At 39.9% G+C, this 19629-nt stretch carries 18 protein-coding genes; 9 read left to right on the top strand and 9 right to left on the bottom strand.

The features are described from left to right. Window positions 1–15: 15 nt before the first annotated feature. Window positions 16–1053, bottom strand: a complete 1038-nt coding sequence (locus I6F49_RS13285) for a polysaccharide deacetylase family protein (RefSeq protein ID WP_197180893.1) — start codon at window positions 1051–1053, stop codon at window positions 16–18. Window positions 1054–1095: 42 nt separating this feature from the next. Between I6F49_RS13285 and I6F49_RS13280 the strand changes: the two genes are divergently transcribed. Continuing rightward, on the top strand, window positions 1096–2367 hold the full coding sequence (locus I6F49_RS13280) for an MATE family efflux transporter (protein ID WP_197180891.1): 1272 nt from the start codon (window positions 1096–1098) through the stop codon (window positions 2365–2367). Window positions 2368–2543: 176 nt separating this feature from the next. Here the strand turns inward: I6F49_RS13280 and I6F49_RS13275 are convergent, their stop codons facing one another. Then, window positions 2544–2813: a hypothetical protein gene (locus I6F49_RS13275; protein WP_166420594.1), complete on the bottom strand. Its 270-nt coding sequence runs from the start codon at window positions 2811–2813 to the stop codon at window positions 2544–2546. Between the two features lie 9 nt (window positions 2814–2822). Then, window positions 2823–3398 (bottom strand): Fe-S biogenesis protein NfuA, encoded by a 576-nt coding sequence (gene nfuA / locus I6F49_RS13270; protein WP_002959571.1) that lies wholly within the window; start codon window positions 3396–3398, stop codon window positions 2823–2825. A 146-nt stretch (window positions 3399–3544) separates the two neighbouring features. Here nfuA and I6F49_RS13265 point away from each other — a divergent pair, with 146 nt between their 5' ends. Continuing rightward, window positions 3545–6103 carry a M14 family zinc carboxypeptidase gene (locus tag I6F49_RS13265; RefSeq protein WP_197180889.1) on the top strand — a complete coding sequence of 853 codons (2559 nt, stop codon included), beginning with the start codon at window positions 3545–3547 and terminating at the stop codon, window positions 6101–6103. A 223-nt stretch (window positions 6104–6326) separates the two neighbouring features. Here the strand turns inward: I6F49_RS13265 and I6F49_RS13260 are convergent, their stop codons facing one another. Then, window positions 6327–7004 (bottom strand): ComF family protein, encoded by a 678-nt coding sequence (locus I6F49_RS13260; RefSeq protein WP_166420596.1) that lies wholly within the window; start codon window positions 7002–7004, stop codon window positions 6327–6329. Window positions 7005–7078: 74 nt separating this feature from the next. Here I6F49_RS13260 and bioH point away from each other — a divergent pair, with 74 nt between their 5' ends. The 3 genes from bioH to I6F49_RS13245 all read left to right on the top strand — a co-directional run bounded on the left by bioH (window position 7079) and on the right by I6F49_RS13245 (window position 9069). Continuing rightward, window positions 7079–7816 (top strand): pimeloyl-ACP methyl ester esterase BioH, encoded by a 738-nt coding sequence (gene bioH, locus I6F49_RS13255; RefSeq protein ID WP_166420597.1) that lies wholly within the window; start codon window positions 7079–7081, stop codon window positions 7814–7816. Between the two features lie 90 nt (window positions 7817–7906). Then, on the top strand, window positions 7907–8215 hold the full coding sequence (locus I6F49_RS13250; protein WP_149594701.1) for a hypothetical protein: 309 nt from the start codon (window positions 7907–7909) through the stop codon (window positions 8213–8215). A 5-nt stretch (window positions 8216–8220) separates the two neighbouring features. Next, window positions 8221–9069, top strand: a complete 849-nt coding sequence (locus I6F49_RS13245) for a putative metalloprotease CJM1_0395 family protein (RefSeq protein ID WP_197176665.1) — start codon at window positions 8221–8223, stop codon at window positions 9067–9069. Window positions 9070–9130: 61 nt separating this feature from the next. On the opposite strand, the gene I6F49_RS13240 is transcribed toward I6F49_RS13245, so the two are convergent. From I6F49_RS13240 to greB, 4 genes are all read right to left on the bottom strand, one after another. Continuing rightward, window positions 9131–11458 (bottom strand): Tex family protein, encoded by a 2328-nt coding sequence (locus I6F49_RS13240; RefSeq protein WP_197176667.1) that lies wholly within the window; start codon window positions 11456–11458, stop codon window positions 9131–9133. 168 nt (window positions 11459–11626) lie between these two features. Continuing rightward, window positions 11627–12208, bottom strand: coding sequence for a CBS domain-containing protein (locus I6F49_RS13235; RefSeq protein ID WP_197176671.1), 582 nt, complete (start codon window positions 12206–12208; stop codon window positions 11627–11629). 50 nt (window positions 12209–12258) lie between these two features. Continuing rightward, the gene (locus I6F49_RS13230; protein ID WP_166420602.1) at window positions 12259–12570 is read right to left on the bottom strand and encodes a hypothetical protein; all 312 of its coding nucleotides are present in this window, start codon (window positions 12568–12570) and stop codon (window positions 12259–12261) included. Window positions 12571–12702: 132 nt separating this feature from the next. Beyond that, on the bottom strand, window positions 12703–13176 hold the full coding sequence (greB, locus tag I6F49_RS13225; RefSeq protein WP_166420603.1) for a transcription elongation factor GreB: 474 nt from the start codon (window positions 13174–13176) through the stop codon (window positions 12703–12705). Window positions 13177–13370: 194 nt separating this feature from the next. Between greB and ompR the strand changes: the two genes are divergently transcribed. Both ompR and envZ read left to right on the top strand, forming a co-directional pair. Beyond that, complete coding sequence (ompR, locus tag I6F49_RS13220; RefSeq protein WP_002959552.1) at window positions 13371–14090, top strand: osmolarity response regulator transcription factor OmpR; 720 nt, start codon at window positions 13371–13373, stop codon at window positions 14088–14090. A 5-nt stretch (window positions 14091–14095) separates the two neighbouring features. Next, window positions 14096–15409, top strand: a complete 1314-nt coding sequence (envZ, locus tag I6F49_RS13215) for a two-component system sensor histidine kinase EnvZ (RefSeq protein ID WP_197142449.1) — start codon at window positions 14096–14098, stop codon at window positions 15407–15409. A gap of 22 nt (window positions 15410–15431) precedes the next feature. On the opposite strand, the gene I6F49_RS13210 is transcribed toward envZ, so the two are convergent. After that, window positions 15432–17474 (bottom strand): glycoside hydrolase family 97 protein, encoded by a 2043-nt coding sequence (locus I6F49_RS13210; protein ID WP_197176673.1) that lies wholly within the window; start codon window positions 17472–17474, stop codon window positions 15432–15434. A 159-nt stretch (window positions 17475–17633) separates the two neighbouring features. Between I6F49_RS13210 and I6F49_RS13205 the strand changes: the two genes are divergently transcribed. Together I6F49_RS13205 and I6F49_RS13200 are read left to right on the top strand one after the other, a co-directional pair. Continuing rightward, window positions 17634–18257 carry a methylamine utilization protein gene (locus tag I6F49_RS13205; RefSeq protein ID WP_197180887.1) on the top strand — a complete coding sequence of 208 codons (624 nt, stop codon included), beginning with the start codon at window positions 17634–17636 and terminating at the stop codon, window positions 18255–18257. Beyond that, window positions 18247–19479, top strand: coding sequence for a hypothetical protein (locus tag I6F49_RS13200; protein WP_197176677.1), 1233 nt, complete (start codon window positions 18247–18249; stop codon window positions 19477–19479). Before I6F49_RS13205 ends, I6F49_RS13200 begins: the two co-directional genes overlap by 11 nt. Window positions 19480–19629: the final 150 nt, after the last annotated feature.

The raw sequence follows: 19629 nt of genomic DNA, 5'->3' as shown, positions 1-19629 counted from the left end.
TTTTAAGTTAGGTCGTTAAGCTTTAGGTGATTGGATCACCCAAGGCTGCGAAAACCAAAAATAATCACCAGGGCTAGAAATAGAAGGGGCCGTACAATTAAAACGAGATCGCCCTTTATTAAGCACCTTTGGTGAGGTTATTTCGACTGTATTTTTATTTACCCATTTTAAATCTGCTTGGCCTACGCTTGATACGTAACAGGCAAATTGGCTTTTATGAAAATCACCCATTTTAAATTCAATTGTGAGCGTGGGTGGGTTTTGTTGTGTAACGCTATCTTGATAAGTTAAATTGGTGATATTAAATGCGCGTGAGTTAAGCTTAGTAATAAGAGTGTCTAGTTTGCTGTAAAAGCCTGATGCAGGAAAGCGCGGTAAGCGACTAAAATTAGAATCTTTATTTACAGCCCCTGAGTGCTGACCAATCCCCACAAAACCAAGCTCTGTTACAAGTGCTTGCAACTCATTGTTAAACTCACCATACGGATATGCTAAGTATTTATAATCATGGCCTATTTCTTCTTTTATACGCTTTTGAGAGCTAAGGATATCCTGCTTAATACGTGATTGCCATTGTGAATCGGTTTCGTTTTCAAGCTTAAGGTGTAAGTAATCATGTTGTCCGCTATGATTGGCTATTATTGCCCCTTTTTTAGATAATTCTTTGAGCTTATCCCACCCCATTACGTAACTCATGCCTTCGTCTATTAATTTAGGATTTACAAAGATAGTGTACGGGTAGCCAAACTTTTCTAAAATAGGTGCAGCTTGTTCATAGTTATTGTTATAACCATCATCAAAGGTAATGGCGACTGTTTTATCAGGTAAGGTTTCACCTTTCTGAAGGGCGCTTATTAGCTCATTTAGAGGAATGACGTTAAAGTTATGCTCTTTTAAATAGCTTAAATGTTTAGTAAATGTATTTGCGCTAACGCTCGTTACAGCGGGTAGGGTTTCACTAACATGATGATACTGTAAAATAACGGCTGCTTGAGCGCGTATAGATATACTAAAGAGGATAAATAATACTAAATGAAACAATTTTTTATACATAATAAGGCACACCATAAAAGCTTGCTGTTGTTAGCGGGTCCGATGATACTATCAAATATCACAGTGCCGTTGTTAGGAATTGTTGATACCGCTGTAATTGGGCACTTAGGAAGCGCTCATTACTTGGCGGGTATTGCCCTTGGCTCTGCAGTTATTTCTATTTTGTTTTGGCTTGCTGGTTTTTTAAGAATGAGCACCACGGGACTCGTGGCACAAGCATACGGAAAAAACGATTTAACCCAACTTGCCGCTTTACTTAAACGAAGCCTATTGCTGGCAAGCGCAGTGGCTGTGCTATTAATTGTATTATCCCCATTAATAAAACACGCAATTGCTTACCTCTCCGCTGCTAACAGCGACGTACTTACCCAAGCGTATCAGTATTTTAGCATTCGTATTTTTAGTCTTCCAGCAGCATTGTGTAATTTAGTGTTATTGGGTTGGATGCTTGGTGTGCATTATGGTCGAGGTCCATTTTATTTATTACTCGTCACTAATATCGTTAATATAGTACTCGATATTTATTTTGTTGTTTATTTAGATTGGGCCGTTGCAGGCGCTGCGTGGGCTTCACTGATTGCTGATTATACAGCGTTAGTATTTGCACTTTTTTTAGTGGTTAAACTAGCTAAAAAACAAGGTATTGAGCTAAATGCACCGAATTGGTTGAGTATTAGCAAAATGACTGAATTATTGAGTTTGAATAGAGATATATTTATTCGCTCTTTAATACTGCAATTATGCTTTAGTTTTATGACATTTTACGCAGCGCGTATAGGCGAAACTACACTCGCCGCTAATGCTGTTTTACTTAACTTTTTAATGTTGGTGAGCTTTGCTCTTGATGGCGTTGCTTACGCGTCTGAGGCAAAAGTAGGGCAAGCTAAAGGCCAAGGAAGCGTTAAAAATATAGAGCTTTGGGTTAAAATAAGCGTATTTTGGGGTATGCTTTTTGGCGTGCTATATAGCGCTTTTTTTGCATTGTTTGGCAGCGGTATAATCAAGCTTTTAACTAATGTGCCAGAGATTATTCAAGAGGCAACACACTATTTATCGTGGCTAATAGCATTGCCAATTTTAGCCATGAGCTGCTTTTTGTTTGATGGTGTTTTTGTAGGGCTTACGCGAGCAAAGGACATGCGTAATAGCATGATACTTTCAGCTGGAGTGGGGTTTTTTGGTGTGTTTTGGGTGTTTATAGACTTGCAAAATAACGGGTTATGGCTGGCTATGAGCTGTTTTATGTTAATGCGCGGGGTTACATTAATAATTAAATATCACCACTTAAAAATAAATAATCAGCTACTGGATTAAACTAATACTAATCTGCTTATATATGGGGTCTATTTAACGATAAGAAAATTGTGCTAGAACTAGGCAAAAATTTTTGTATCTAGTTGTTCTAAATAAAAAATTTTTAACAACGTTATAGAGTGATTTAATTCGATAAATTGCCCAAATATATATGGAGGTTGGTATAAATAAATGGTTTATTTCCAGAGGTCGGGATCGTGATGTTTAGGGCCCATATCTTTCAAAACTTGTGAAAAACGATTAGCAAAAATACCGCAGTAGCCCCATCCGGCAAAAAATAATGCGGGGACTAAAATTATAACGCCAATTATTTGTAAGCTGTAGTGGGTGTAATACCCAATAGATATGAATATCACGGCTAGCACAAACAGTGCTAAGCCGCGAAAAAAGCGCTTTAAGCTCAGCTTAGGGTTGCTCCCTAAGCGATAAATAAGCTGCTTTAACATTTATAAGGCCTAATAGTAAGAGTGATCGCCCGCTTCGTGCTCTGTAATATCAGCAACACCGGTGATTTCTTCAAACTTAGCTATCATTTCTTTTTCAATGCCTTCTTTTAGCGTTACATCGATCATAGAACAACCGTTACAACCACCACCAAACTGAAGTATCGCTATACCTGCAGCTGTAATTTCAACAAGGCTTACTTGACCACCGTGGTTAGCAAGTTGTGGATTTACTTCGGTTTCTAGCATGTGCTGTACACGCTCGTTTAACGATGCATCATCGCCTATTTTACGTGCTTTAGCATTAGGTGCTTTTAGCGTTAACTGAGTACCCATTTTGTCGGTAACAAAATCGATTTCAGCTTCTTCTAAAAATGGAGCACTTTCTGCATCTACAACGGCATCAAAACCGTTAAAGTTTAGGCGAATGTCGCTCGCTTCTACAGCATCTTCTGGACAATAAGACACACCACATTCCGCTTGTGATGAACCAGGGTTTACAACAAACACACGAATATTGGTTTGTTGTGATTGATCTGCTAATAGTTTAGCAAAATGCGCTTGCGCTGTTTCGGAAATAGAAATCATAAAACCATCTATACTTGACTAAATTACTCGGATACTGCGTATCATACTCCGCTCATCGTGTTGCGGCTAGTGTTGAGCGTAAAAAGTTGGCATCTATTTTAAGCAATGGTAGCGTGCAAACAACGAACATTTTTTGAGTGATTTATATGCGTTTGGTATTAACATTAATGGTGGTGTTGCTTAGCTTTTCAAGTGTAGCAAAGCCACTTTCGTATTATTTTGAACAAGATGTAACATTTGACCCCACTATTCCAACACCTGAGCAAGTGCTTGGCTACGAAGTAGGAGAGTGGCATGTAAGGCATGATCAGCTCGTACGGTATATGGAAATATTGGCTGATAAAAGCGATCGTATAAATTTTGAAGTAATTGGTCGCACGCATGAACAGCGCCCGCTTGTAATGCTAACGATTACTGCACCGCAAAAGCTTAAAAATATAGAGCAAATTCGAGAGTCTCATTTAGCTCGATTAAGTAACAATAATGGCACTAAAACTGACTCTGCAAAACAGCCTGCAGTTGTATGGATGGGATACAGTGTGCATGGTAATGAATCATCAGGTAGTAACTCATCGTTGCTGGTGGCGTATTACTTAGCCGCGGCACAAGGTGCTGAAATAGACGAGTTATTAAATAACACGGTTATTTTACTCGACCCTTCACTTAATCCAGATGGGCTTGCTCGTTTTGCTAATTGGGCGAACAGTAATCGGGGCATGAACTTATCAAGCGATCCTAAAACGCGTGAACATGTTGAAAATTGGCCAAGTAGCCGTACTAACCATTACTGGTTTGATTTAAATCGCGACTGGTTATTGCTGCAGCACCCAGAATCGCGTGCGCGTATTGCCAAATTTCATCAGTGGAAACCTAATGTTTTAACCGATTTTCATGAAATGGGACCTAACAGCAGTTACTTTTTTCAACCTGGTATTGCGAGTCGTAAGCACCCAATAACACCAGATGAAAATGTAACATTAACTAAAGCGATTGCTAACTATCATGCAAAAACATTAGATGAAAACAACGCCCTTTATTTTACCGAAGAAAGCTTTGACGACTTTTATTACGGTAAAGGTTCAACTTACCCAGATGTAAATGGTGGAGTCGGAATTTTATTTGAACAAGCAAGCTCTCGCGGGCATGTGCAAGAAACCATAAACGGTACACTGACTTTTCCTTTTACTATTAAAAACCAGTTATTAACGAGCTTATCAACCTTTAAAGCAGCTGTTGATAATCGAACTGCGTTACTAGACTACCAAGCTAAGTTTTATAATCAGGCGGCTGATTTAGCCAGTGATGAAAACTTTGAAGGTTATGTTGTTGAGGGCGAAAAAGATAACTCGCGTATTAAATACTTTTTAGAGTTATTAAAGCAACATCAAATAGATGCATTCCCACTGACTAAATCACTTAAAGCGAATGGTAAAAGCTTTACAACTAATAGCTATTTTGTGCCCTTAGCACAACCGCAATATCGTTTGGTAAAAGCTATTTTTAGCGAACAAAAAAACTTTGCTGACAATACTTTTTATGACGTATCTGGCTGGACTTTAGCACATGCATTTAATCTACCTTTTGCCAAAGTAAAAAGCAGCTGGGGTTTAGAGGTAGCTAGTACACCATGGCAAAAAGCAGTTAAACCTTCTTTTGCTAAACTTGAGCAAGGTTATGCTTTTGGTTTTTCGTGGGATGACTACCTAGCACCTAAAATGTTAAACAGCCTTTTAAAGCAAGGTGTTAAAGCGCGGGTAGCGTTAAGCCCATTAACAGCTAAAACAAACTCCGGCGAAGTGAACTTTAATGCCGGCAGTATTATTGTCCCAGCAGGCTTACAAACAACTAACGATTGGGTAGATATACTAAATAAAGCACAAAATGAATTTGGAATTGCGATTAAGCCAATAACTACCGGCCTTACAAGTAAAGGTGCTGATTTAGGGTCTCGCACAATGGCCGTTGTTAGCGAGCCAAAAGTGTTATTAATAGGGGGTAAAGGCGTAAGCCAGTATGAAGCAGGAGAAGTATGGTATTACCTCGACCGCTTTGTAGGCGTTGCACCAACAATTGTTGAAATGGAGCGTTTAGGCTCTATTGAGCTCAGTAATTACAGTCATATAGTACTTGCTCATGGTAACTACAATAGCCTATCGGACGCTGATAAAGTGGCTATTAAAAGCTGGGTAAGAACAGGCGGCGTTATTTGGGGTCACAAAGGTGGCGCTAAATTTTTAGCTGATCAGCAATTACTTAAAGCAAGTTATCTATCACGCCAAGATGTAGCAAGTGCATTTAAAACCAAAGGGCTAAATTACGCCGATAAGGATCATTTAGCGGGGCGTCAGCGCATTGCCGGGGCTATTTTTAATACTAATGTAGATTTGACTCATCCGCTTACATTTTCACTTAAGCGCAATACATTACCGGTATTTAAAAACAGTACTTGGTTGCTAGAAACTTCAGATGCGCCGTTTGTAAATATACTTACCTACACTAAAAATCCATTATTGGCAGGCTTTACCGATGCCGTGAATGTTGAGCAAGTAGCGGGTGGAGCAGGGTTAATAGCTCATTCGTACGGGCGAGGCACTGTAATTGGTATGACTGACGATCCGGTGTTTAGAGGTTACTGGTATGGGACAAGTAGATTACTCAGTAATGCGCTCTTTTTTGGCCATACGTTTCGAGTAAATGGCGATTAATAGCAATTCGCTTAATTAAGTGATCTAATTTGAGGATGGAAAAACGTGTTGATAGCTAGGCAAAAAATTCGCTATTTAGTTGTTCTCGGCAATTGCTCCTGCATTGCTCTACCTTCTGCATCCATGCAGTCGTAAATGAGAATTTTTTAATACAGGTAGCGACACGTTTAGCCCCGCAAAATGATTAAGTATTATTGCGGATTGGTATAATACTTTTTAATAATTATATAGGCGTTAAGCAAGTTGTAAAAGCCCACACTTGTTTAGCGCCTGCTTGTTTTAGTGCACTAGTAGCTGCGTTTAATGTTGCCCCTGTCGTCATCACATCATCAACAATAGCGACTGTTTTACCGCCCATATCCTGTGTACAAATAAAGGCATTTTTTAAGTTTTTAATACGCTTTGCTTTAGATAGCTCCGACTGGGCTTGTGTTTTTTTATTGCGAATAAGTACGTTACTCAGTGGCGCGTAATTATCTAAGCATGGTTGCCATACTTGGCTGACCTGATTAAAACCGCGTGTTACGAACCGGCTTTTATGAAGAGGTAAAATAATAAAAATATTTGGTAAAACGGGACTTTGCTCAAAAAACTGTGCTAACTGCTTTTTAATAGTTTGCTGTAATGCTTTTTTATAATGGATTTGGTTATTAAATTTTAGCCGTTTAAGCCAATGCTCGAAGGGCGGTTGATAAAAAGCGCAGGCAAATAACTTATCAAACTCGCAATTAGGAAACATCTCAACAATATCGGGCCGATGCAGCAAGTTATTATGCTTACTAAAATCAAATAACGGTAAATCTTCAAGGCAATAATCACATAACCCTAAATTAGCCGTAATCGGGCTTTGACATTGCACGCAATAAGAGGGAAATAACCAATTTAAAACGGCTTGTTTCATTGATTCACTCCGTGCATTACAACCACCTATTTAAACGTTATGATAAGCCTAAGTTTGGTAAAGGTTAGGCAAATATGCAAAATGAGTTAGTGTTATTACATGGTTGGGGAATGAATCAGGGCGTATGGCAATTAGTACAGCCAGAACTTGAGTCTTTATATTCAGGAAATGTAAGTAGCCTTGACCTACCGGGATTTGGTAATAGCTTTGTTTGCCCAAGCCCTTATACTTTGCATGATGCCGCAGTAATTTTAAGTGAGCAGTTAAAGCCTCAGTCTATTTTAATGGGGTGGTCGTTAGGTGGTTTATTTGCACTTTATATTGCAAAGCATTGGCCCGAAAAAGTATCAAAAGTTATTTTAATTGCATCGACTCCTTTTTTTGCGGAGGCAGATAATTGGCCTGGAATAAAAGCAAATATATTGACGCAGTTTAAAGAGCAATTAGTTAATCACAGAGAAAAAACCATAGATCGCTTTTTAGCTATTCAAGCGATGGGTAGCGAGTCGGCACGTGATGATATAAAGCAACTTAAACAATTATTAAACCAATATAGTGCGCCAAAAAGCGAAGCATTAAGTGCTGGCTTAGATATTTTACAAAATGACGACCTTCGTGACTTATTTGCACATTGCCCAGTACCTATTAAAGGTGTATTTGGCCGACTTGATGCGTTAGTGCCTTATAAAGCAATTAGTGAAATGTCAGCACTAAATACTGAGTTTGAATACGAAGTGCTAGATAAAGCGTCGCATGCGCCATTTATTTCTCATAAAAGTGAGTTTTTATCTGTCGTTAAATCAATGCTTTAAAATAGAGCTAATAATAGCGCGGTTTAAAGCTTTATTTTGAGTATAACCTGAGCGATAATTAAACAATGTTTATTTGGTGGAGATTTTAATATGCCAATCGGATCCGTATTTAATAGTGGTGTAGAAGGGTTTAATCGGGCTAGCCAAGGTATTGAAAAAGCCAGTGCTGAGATTAACCGTGCCAGTATAGAACAACAAGATGACGCGCAATTAGCGCAGCAACGTCAGCTTAGCGCAGCACGCCCAGAAGAAGCCATTACTGCACCTGTAGCACAACCAGCTCGTGTTGATGAAGCGCTTGTTAACTTAAAAGTTGAAGAATTTAACGCTAAGGCAAACACGCAATCAATTCAAACGGCTGATGATGTACTTGGCACGTTAATCGATATTAAAGTTTAGTAATAATGAATATTGTCACGCCATTTCCGTCTATCAATATAAACACAGCAAATGTTTATACGGAAACCGCACGGCGTGACAACCAGCTACGAGAAGTTATTCCTGCTCCTGCTTCAAGCAGTGCGAGCAATACTGAAACCAAAGCACAAAGCGATGCTGAAAAAGCTAAACTTCCAGGCAATAATAGTGATGTATCGACTTATGATGCCAGCGGTAAACTAGCTGACGATAAAGCAGTTGAGCAGCGCGAAGGCAATTCAGAAAATTCAGAGAGTGCCGATCAAGAAGCGTCTCAACAAGATACTGAGCAAGAAGAGCAACTACTCGAACAAGAACAACAGCAAATTAAAGAACTTAAAACCCGCGATACGGAAGTACGTGTGCACGAACAAGCTCATGCTGCTGTTGGCGGGCAACATGCAGGATCGCCGAGCTATGGTTATGAACGTGGTCCAGATGGCACCAACTATGCTGTAAGTGGTGAGGTACAAATTGATGTATCTGAAGTCCCCAATGATCCGCAAGCCACTATCGATAAAATGCAAACCGTACGTGCTGCCGCATTAGCGCCTGCAGAGCCTTCGGGAGCTGATCGCTCTATTGCTGCAGATGCTACGCAAAAGCTAGCAGCGGCTCAAGCTGAGCTTGCGATGCCAGAAGAAGAGCAAAGCGAAGAAGGTGAGCAAGGTAATAAGCTTTCAGCCAGCGAAACCAGCACTGCAGAATCACAAAGCGATACGAATACAGAGGAATCTCGCGATGCCGATGTGGAAGCTCGAGCTGGGCGCATTGCTAATTTTTATCAAATGACGAGTTCACCACAAAGCGAAAGTGGCTTTTCGGCGTATGGCTAATAACTCCGTAAAATGAACACAAAAAAACCGCTTACGCGGTTTTTTTAGTTTTGATTAAAGTTTATTTTTTCGTTTTAGCGTTAGCGAACGCATCGGCAAATGCATTACCCATTAACGCATTGCCATTGTCACGTTTAGGCTTTGCAGCGCGAGATTGTGAGTTATTAGTACGTGTTTGTGCTTTTTGCGTCGCAGGGGCTGCTGACTTATTGCTTGTATCAATATCGTCATCTAAACGCATAGTAAAGCTTATGCGTTTACGTGCAGCGTCTACTTCAACTACTTTCACTTTTACAATATCGCCCGCTTTTACTACTTCACGCGGATCTGATATAAATTTATTCGTGATTGCTGAAATATGTACTAAGCCATCTTGGTGTACACCTACATCAACAAATGCACCAAAGTTAGCAACGTTAGATACCACGCCTTCTAAAATCATACCTGGTTTTAAGTCGCTAATCTTTTCAACACCCGCTTTAAACTCAGCAGTTTTAAATTCAGGACGCGGATCGCGACCTGGCTTATCAAGCTCAGTAATAATGTCGGTAACGGTTGGTAAACCAAATTTATCGTCAATGTAATCGTTAGCAGCTAGTTTAGTTAAAAAGTCACTGTTACCAATTAAGCTGCTTACATCTACGCTGTTACGCTCACAAATACGTTTAACAATAGGGTAGGCTTCAGGGTGAACTGATGAGTTATCTAGTGGATCGCTGCCATTATTAATACGTAAAAAACCAGCGGCTTGTTCGAAAGCTTTTGGTCCTAAACGCTCAACCTTTTTAAGCTCACTACGCTTGGTAAATACGCCATTAGTATCGCGGTAATTAACGATATTTTGCGCTAATGTTTTGTTTAAACCCGATACGCGTGTAAGTAGCGGTACCGAGGCCATGTTTAAATCTACGCCAACTGAGTTTACACAGTCTTCAACGACTGAAATAAGGCTTTGGCCTAACTGGCTTTGCGATACATCGTGTTGATATTGGCCTACACCAATTGATTTTGGCTCAATTTTAACCAGTTCAGCAAGTGGATCTTGAAGGCGGCGTGCAATAGATACAGCACCACGAATAGAAACATCTAAATCAGGAAATTCATTTGCGGCAAATTCAGACGCTGAGTAAACTGATGCGCCCGCTTCGCTCACCATTATTTTATTAAGTTTTAGCTCGGTATTGGCTTTCATAAGTTCAGCAACTAACTTATCAGATTCGCGAGATGCTGTACCGTTACCAATCGCAATAAGCTCTACTTTATGCTGACGACAAAGTTGCTCTAACGTACGCAACGATTTATCCCAGTGGTTTTGTGGTGCATGAGGGAAAATAGTTTGTGTCGCTAGCAATTTGCCTGTGCTATCAACAACGGCAATTTTACAGCCTGTACGTAAACCAGGATCGAGGCCAAGTGTAGTACGAGGGCCAGCAGGTGCTGCCATTAATAAGTCTTTTAAGTTTTTAGCAAATACATCAATGGCGCCAGTTTCTGCTTTTTCGCGCATTGCTGCAAAAAATTCATTCTCTAGGTGTAAGCCTAATTTAATTTTCCACGCCCATTGCACAACATTTAATAACCAAGGACTTGCCGCTTTATATTTAATATCTAAACGATAATGATCGGCAATCATTTGAGCACACAGTTGCGCTGAGTTTTCAGAGCTTGGCTCAGGGTTAACATTTAACTGAAGCACGCCTTCATTTCGGGCTCTAAGCATTGCAAGTGCACGGTGAGAAGGGACTTTTTTAAGAAGCTCTTGATGCTCAAAGTAATCGCGATATTTTGCACCTGTTTGTTCTTGGCCTTTAATCACTGTACTTTCAATAGCACCATTTTGGCTAATATGACTTCTAAATTTAGCGAGTAATTTAGCGTCTTCTGCAAAGCGCTCCATTAAAATAAATTTAGCGCCTTCAAGTACCGCCTTTACATCTGCAAAGCCTTTTTCGGCATCCACAAATTGCGCTGCTTGTTGCTCTGGGTCAAGATTCGCATCTTTAAATAGTGCATCTGCCAGTGGCTCTAAACCTGCTTCAATTGCTATTTGGCCTTTAGTGCGGCGTTTAGCTTTATAAGGTAGGTATAAATCTTCGAGTTCAGTTTTACTTTGTGCATTGGCAATGTCGGCACTTAGTTCAGCAGTTAACTTTTTCTGAGATTCGATAGTCGATAAAATAAAACTACGGCGTTCTTCAAGCTCTCGTAAGTAAGATAAGCGCTGTTCTAAAAGGCGTAATTGAGTGTCGTCTAAACCACCTGTAATTTCTTTTCGGTAGCGGGCAATAAAAGGAACAGTTGCGCCTTCATCAAGTAACTTTGTTGCAGCAACAACCTGTTGCTGCTGTGCGTTTAGTTCTATGGCTAAACGTGCAGAGATATCGCTCATGCAAAAACCTTTTTATACAATAAAATAAGACCAGAAGCGTGTTTCTGGCGTAGTTAATTGCTTGAATAATATCACAGGAGATAGTAATGAAAAGCTCTTAAAGCAAGCTATTTTACTTGCTTTAAGATGGTTGGGCAGGGAGTAAATTAATTCAGCTAAAAGAGCGCCCTAGTGAGGGTGCTCTATGTTTTCTAATACTTCACTGAAAGAGTGAGCAATAGGCGAAATATTTACAGGGATATGCAATGTTTTAGCTATTTGACGTGCTGAAATTAAACCGCAAATTTCGTTGCTTGCCGTTGTTACTAATAAGAACATTGTACCCTGATGCTCCATTGTTTGTAGCGCATCGCCAATGCATGCGTAGCTCAAGCTTTGCATGCTCACACCCATGATTTTACTAATAGGTGTCATGATATCGCGTAAGCTTACTTCGCCTCTTGGCGTATTTAAGCGCTCGGCAATAATAGTTATTTTAGAGCTTTGCAAATCAGCACTAGAAACTAGACCAATCAATTTTTGGTGCTCGTCAGTTACTAAAACAAAGTCTGATTGTTTTGCGCTTACTTGTTTAAGTGCTTCAGTTATTGTTGTTTCGTGCTGAGCGCGAATAGGTGTTGTTTGCGTAAAGTTGTTTACCATTTTTAATGCAGGAGATGCTAAATCAATTAATGGTTGATCATCTGCAAATGTGCTTGCAATAACGCCGTGAGATACATTTTGAGTCCGTAATTCTTTAAAGTTAGACATAATAGTCACCTTATTAGTTATAAAATTTAATTAAATTGTAAAATAATGAATTAAATTAAATAGCTAGGTGGTCCACGTTGGTACGCAGTGCTAAAAGGTCTGTTTAAATTAGTGCTCTTGTAAAAAGAGTGTACGGCATTAGGGAGTGGTTGAAGCGCCCCAAGGGTAATCGTATTAGCGTGAGAGTCGACGTCAAAGTCGAGATTCGCTTGGTCAGGAGTATCGCAAGCAATAAAGTGGTTAGATATTTTAGCGTTATCAAGGTTTACCTGCGTGGTATGGGCGTGCAGCGTCAAGCTCACACTCATTAAAAGTGCAAACAATACGGCATTACTTAATATGCGCTGTACTACGTTTGACATAACCACGACCTTAAAAATTTCAAGTTAAAAATAACCTGCTTAACTATCTTATATCCTACTCAAATAGATTACACAATGAAAAGTTAATGTGATCTGAATCAATGTTTTTATTTGTAGGTACTGATATAGGAATTATTTTTGATATTCAATAGTATTTATATACCACTGCTTTTTACCTTGAGGGGTAAGTACTTCAAAATCGTCATCTACTTGTTTTTTAATCAGCGCGCGCGCCATCGGCGAATCTATTGATATATAGTCTTTGCGCTCATAAATTTCATCTGGGCCTACAATTTTAAATCTTTTTATATCACCTTCATCGTTTTCTATTTCGACCCATGCACCAAAAAATACTTTCCCATCTTGCACGGGAGAGTAGTCGATGATTTTTAAATCAGGAATACGCTTTCGCAAGTAACGTACCCGGCGGTCGATTTGGCGTAATAAGCGCTTATTATACTGATAGTCAGCGTTTTCAGAGCGGTCTCCGAGACTGGCTGCCCAGCTCACTATTTTGGTGACTTCAGGGCGCTTAACATTCCACAAATGGTCGTGTTCTTGTTGTAATTGCAAGTAACCTTCGCGGGTAATTAAATTTGTTTTCATGGTGAATTCTTTATTAACTCTAATGGTGTGCACGTTATTAAATTTGCCAAAACTTGTCGAGCGTAAATGTAATAAAGTATGCGTAAGTAAGCTTTGAAATGTTCAGTAACAATCTAAGCAGGTAATTAATTTTTGATTATTAGGTTTTTCATTTATATTAACTAGTAATTGGATATAAAAATAAGAAAGAGATAATGGGACACGAAACCACAAAAGTATTAGTTGTAGATGACGATATGCGCTTACGCAGTTTGCTTGAACGTTACTTAGTAGAGCAAGGTTTTATTGTTAGAACCGCAGGTAATTCGGAGCAAATGGATAGACTCCTAGAGCGTGAAAACTTTCACTTAATGGTTCTTGATTTAATGCTCCCAGGCGAGGATGGCTTATCTATTTGCCGCCGTTTACGTCAAAAAGAAAACGAAATCCCTATTGTAATGCTTACCGCTAAAGGCGACGAAGTAGACCGTATTATTGGTCTTGAGCTTGGCGCTGATGACTACATTCCTAAACCTTTTAATCCTCGAGAATTGCTTGCGCGTATTAAAGCAATTTTACGTCGCCGCGCAAAAGAAGTACCTGGTGCTCCCGCTGCTGAAGAAAACTTAATCGCTTTTGGTAAATTTACGCTTAATTTGGCAACGCGCGAAATGAGTGAAGGAGATAAAACAATTTCACTTACTAGTGGTGAGTTTGCAGTACTTAAAGCGCTGGTTTCGCATCCGCGTGAGCCACTTAGCCGCGATAAGCTAATGAACTTAGCGCGTGGTCGTGATTACAGTGCGCTTGAACGAAGTATTGACGTGCAAGTGTCGCGACTTCGCCGCATGATCGAAGTAGATGCAGCCAATCCGCGTTATATTCAAACCGTTTGGGGTTTGGGTTATGTGTTTGTTCCCGACGGTGAAAAGTAATTTATATGGGTTTTTTTCCGCGTAGTGCGTTTGGGCAAACTGTATTTTTAGTGGCAGCTTTGCTGCTGATCAATCAAATAGTGTCGTATGTTACGGTTAGTTTTTACGTTGTAAAACCAACCATTGAGCAAGTTAACTTGATGCTTGCTAAACAAATTAAAACGGTATTTATTGATTGGGAAGACGGCGTTGAAATAAACGACGAAGTATCTGCAAAGTTTTTTGAAATCACTGGCATTGAAGTAATGACGCAGCGCGAAGCAATGCGTCAAGGGCTTGGGCAAAGCCGCGAGTATTCTATGCTATCGCGTAGCATGACTGAGCAACTTGGTGGTTATTCTCGTGTACGTATTAGTCAAACAGATCCGTTAATCTATTGGGTTGAAGCACCTCAAGCGCCTGGTTATTGGGTAAAAGTACCGCTTAAAGGTTTTAAAGAGAATAACTTAGAGTTTTTGACTTTTTACTTATCAAGTATTGGATTTTTGAGTGTGCTGGGTGGATGGCTGTTTGCAAGGCACCTCAATAGGCCTTTAAAAGCTTTGCAACAAGCCGCAGTAAAAGTAGGCAAAGGCGACTTTTCTACTAAGTTAGAAGAAGAAGGATCTACAGAAGTAATAGAAGTAACGCGCGCGTTTAACCAAATGTCGCGCGGAATTGCCGCACTTGAAAACGACCGCCGTTTACTAATGGCTGGTGTGTCTCATGATTTACGTACGCCGCTTACTCGCATCCGTTTAGCCACCGAAATGATGGTTGATGAAGACGACTATCTTCGTGAAGGTATTATTTACGATATAGAAGACATGAACGGGATTATCGATCAGTTTATTGAGTATTTACGCCACCATAAAACAGATGAGCTAAGCTGCGAAGATATAAATGCTTTAGTTGCCGAGGTTGTCAATTCTGAGCTTCAGCATCAACGTACTATTACGTTTAAAAGTAATCCAAATATAGGCAATATACCGTTAAGCTCTGTGGCTATTAAACGTGTAATTACCAACATGATTGGTAATGCGCTGCGTTATTCTGAGGGCGATATTGAAGTACTTAGCTACTTTAATTCAAACAAAAAATATGTAGTTATCGCTGTAAACGATAGTGGCCCCGGCATTCCTGAAAACGAATTAGAGTCTGTTTTTGAGCCTTTTAAACAAGGCGATGCTGCACGAGGAAGTGAAGGCAGTGGCCTAGGCCTTGCTATTATTAAACGCATTGTTGATATGCACGACGGTAAAGTAAAGCTAGAAAACCGCCCAGAAGGCGGTTTAAGTGCACAAGTATACTTGCCAATAAAGGTATCAACCCCTGCATAGTAAATTCAGGGGGCCCATTATATTAAAGTGCTTTAAAACGAATAGCTGTACCGCCACTAGTGGCTAATTTAAGCATTAGTTTATCGCTTGCAGTTACAACACGTTTTTCGATAGCTAGATCGTACGGATTGTTTTTCCACTCTGCGCTTTTACCATCTTTATAAATTTGTGCTTCAAACTTTTTGCCTTGCTCTAAAAAGTCGAGTTTTACCTCAATAGTACGAGCCTTTTCGTCAGTAACAGCACCTAGGTACCAATCATTTCCTGAGTATTTAGTGCTTTTACGTTCTTTACGAGCGAATACAATAAAGTCGCCTACTTCACCATCAATAGCAATACTTTGCTGCCAATCTGTTGGTACGTCTTGAATGAATTGAAACGCATCGGGCTTAGCCAAATAGTTTTTAGGTAAGTCGGCAGCCATTTGAATTGGGCTATACAAAACAACATAAAGTGCGAGTTGTTTGGCTAGTGTGGTTTGTGGGCGGTTTGTATCGCCTCCTAAACCATTAAAGCTCATATCAAAAATACCTGGCGTAAAGTCCATTGGTCCTGCAAGCATGCGGGTAAAAGCAAGCATTGGTACATGCTCTGGTGGGTTAGGTGGTGAACCCCATGCATTATACTCTTGTCCGCGTGCGCCTTCGCGCGCAATCCAGTTTGGATAAGTACGGCGCAGGCCTGTATCTTTAATTGGCTCGTGAGTATTAATGCTAATTTTATGCTTAGCCGCAAGTTTTACGTTATAAAGGTATTCGTTAACCATAAACTGGCCGTCATGCCATTCGTGGCGAGCAATACCGTTTTTGTCTATACGTTTTATATTTCCGCCATCGGCTACATAACCTGTTTTTACTTGGCTTACGTTTGATTTTTCGTAAAGGGCAAAAGCATCTTCCATTTGGTCACGGTAGTTGCTTACATTGCCTGATGTTTCATGGTGGCCAATGAGCTGTACGCCTTTTTCTTTGCCGTATTGAGTCAGTGCTGCTATATCAAAGTCGTCGTACGGTTTGGTAAAGTTAAATACATCGCCATTAAAATACCAATCGCCATCCCAACCAATATTCCAGCCTTCAACGAGTACGCCATCAAAACCATACTGCGCTGCAAAATCCATATAGTATTTTGTGGTTTGCGTAGTGGCGCCGTGTTTTTTACCGCTACCCCATGTTTGCGTGTTTATATGCATACCCCACCAAATACCCACGTATTTGCCAGGCTTAACCCACGACACGTCACCGAGTTTATTAGGCTCGTTTAGGTTTAGTATTATATCTGAATTAACTAGGCCAACAGCGCTGTCGGCTATTTGAATGGTGCGCCATGGTGTTTTAAAAGCACCTTGTTTTTTAACTGCAACACCATCTGACCACGGTGTTAAATCGGCAGTGAAGGTACCAGAGCGGCGTTGATTAAGCACCATGCCTGCGTAATCAACAAGTGCGGCTTCATGAATACTAATATGAGTACCGTCACTTGTTTTAAACGTAAATGGTGTGTGAGCTAGTGGAGCTTCGTTAAGTGGAGTAGTGTTGTAAACATATTCGTAGCGGTTCCAGCCACGAGCAGGTATCCACCATGCTGTTGCATCATGGCTATTGTTTATTGCAAATTCAGTCAACTCTTTGGTTATTTCTGTATGTTCGAACCCGGCTTGTTGTGGTACTTCGTATCGAAAACCTACACCACTATCAAATGCTTTAAATCGAATGGTATAGGTGCCTTTATTTGGCTCATTTTTTGTAAAGGTAACGGCTAATTCGTTATATTCGTCAACAACGTTTTGGCGTTCGCCCCAGGGTTGTTGCCATTGTGTATTAACGCTATTTTGCTCAATGCTTTTTATTTTAAAGCCATTGCTAAAGGCTGCTTGTGTTTTAAATTCAAACCCCAGTAAAGATTTGTTTATAACCGCTTTGTTTTTAAATTTTATTGCGTAGTTTGGCGTGTTGTTTTCGTCAGAGATGCTTACTGTTATTTGTGTGTCTGGCGATTTTAGCTCTACGGTTTGTCCGTAGCTATTACTAGCAAAGGCTAAAAGCACAAGTGCTGGTATTCTCATGGTGTGTCCTTGGATGAGTCGGTGGTGACGTTTAAGGATAATGACTGTTGGTGATTAATACGACTGCTTACATACGTATTCAATGTTTTAAAAAATAGAAAGAATTTGGTGGCTTAATCGGTCTATAATGTAAACAAATTGATAATAGCGGTCAGGAAAATGATAAAAAGATTACTTTGTGTATTTTTACTAAGTGTTAGTACTGGAGTTTTTGCAGCAAACATTACAATTAAAAATGCTAATAATGACCCGTTACCCAACGCTGTTGTATGGCTAACTGCAGGAGACTCTTCTAGTGTTATTCCTCCTGAAGCACCTTATGCTATGAGCCAGCAAAATCGAGAATTTAAGCCGCGTATTTTAGTTGTCCCAAAAAATGCAAAGGTGGAGTTTCCGAATGCGGACTCTATCATGCACCATGTTTATTCATTTTCTAAAGCCAAAACGTTCGAATTAAAGCTATATAAAGAGCATCCCAAAGCCCCCATTACTTTTGACCAAACGGGTGTGGTTGAGCTTGGCTGTAACATTCACGACTGGATGTTAGGTTATATTGTGGTGGTAGACAGTACTATTTTTGCTATTACTGATGAAAACGGGAATGTTGATTTAAATGCCAACGCAGGCGAATACACGTTAAGTGTTTGGCATTCTGGGTTTAGTGATATTAGTAAGGTTGAATCTCAAACTATTACTGTGGCTACTAACCCTATCACTTATAAAGTAAAGCAGGAAATTGCGGAGCAAATTGACTTTGCTACGGATGAATTTGATGACTATTAATCGCTTAATGAGGCTGGCATTTTTAGCCGGTGCTTTATGTTTTAGTAATGCATTGTATGCACAAGTAAAAGGCTTGATACAAATTAGAGCCGTGCAGGGGGACGATATACGTAGCTTCCAAGAGGGCGGTCTTGGGCTATATCGGCACGATACTAAAAGCGACGAACTTATTTTATCCCAAGGTATTTTAGATTTTAATGTTGATTTAGCATCTAGTTGGTCGGCTCATGGGGTGTTAAATGCGAATCAAGATCCTGACGTTGGCCTTGGTTTTACGCAGGCTTATATAAAGTATCAGCCGCTATCTAACAGCAACTATAAATGGCACATGCGCGTGGGGGGTTTTTACCCACTTATGTCGCTTGAAAATCCTGATATAGGGTGGACTTCTCCTTATAACTATACAAACTCAGCTATTAATAGCTGGATAGGCGAGGAAGTACGCACTGTTGGCGCAGAGGTAACTATTAAGCGCCCAGCAAAACGTTTTAACAGCGCTCATAGCTTTAGTTTTGTAGGTGCTACATTTAAAGGCAATGATCCTGCCGGTACTTTACTTGCGTGGCGTGGTTTTGCATTACACGATAGACAAACTACATTTAACGAAAGTATTAAATTTGCGCCTATAGCGGCATTAAATGCATACGAATTACGTTGGCAGGCTAATCAGGTTTTACCGTTTGAAGAAGTAGACGGTCGTTTTGGCTATTACGCTGGCGTACATTGGGATTACTTAAAAAAATCACAATTTCGAATTTATTATTACAACAATAATGGCGACCCAACCACACTTAATATTAGTACAGGGCAGTATGCTTGGGATACTCGCTTTACAAGCGCCGCTTGGCTTTATAAGTTTAATAGTAAAACACGTTTAATAGCACAGATACTTAATGGTAAAACTGAAATGGGCAGTAACGCATTAATTGATAATGCTTTTTATAGCCATTATTTAATGCTGAGCCATAAAGAAGGCAAACATCGAGTTTCAGTACGTTATGATTATTTTAAAGTTACTGACAACGACACAACCGCGTTTGACCCTAATGCAAGTAATGGGGAAGGCTTAACCGCAACATGGCGCTACCAGCTCACTAATAAACTACAAATAGGGGTTGAAGGTTCTGCACTTAAAAGTGTTGCAAAAAATAGAGAGCCAATTGGATTTAATGAACGAATCTCGCAGCAGCAAATAATGCTAAATGCGCAGTGGCGTTTTTAAAAGTATAAAAAAGGGAGCATTTACATGCTCCCTTTTTAGTTTAATAAAATTGGTATAGGNCATGCTCCCTTTTTAGTTTAATAAAATTGGTATAGGTTATACCAACCTGCATAAATCTTTGATCAATTTAACGAATTAAATTGCACTATA

This window comes from Pseudoalteromonas sp. SWN166, from assembly GCF_015864485.1.
Taxonomy (GTDB): Bacteria; Pseudomonadota; Gammaproteobacteria; order Enterobacterales; family Alteromonadaceae; genus Pseudoalteromonas.
The sequence above is the reverse complement of the archived record's forward strand: the minus strand, read 5'-3'. Positions and strand labels throughout refer to the sequence as shown.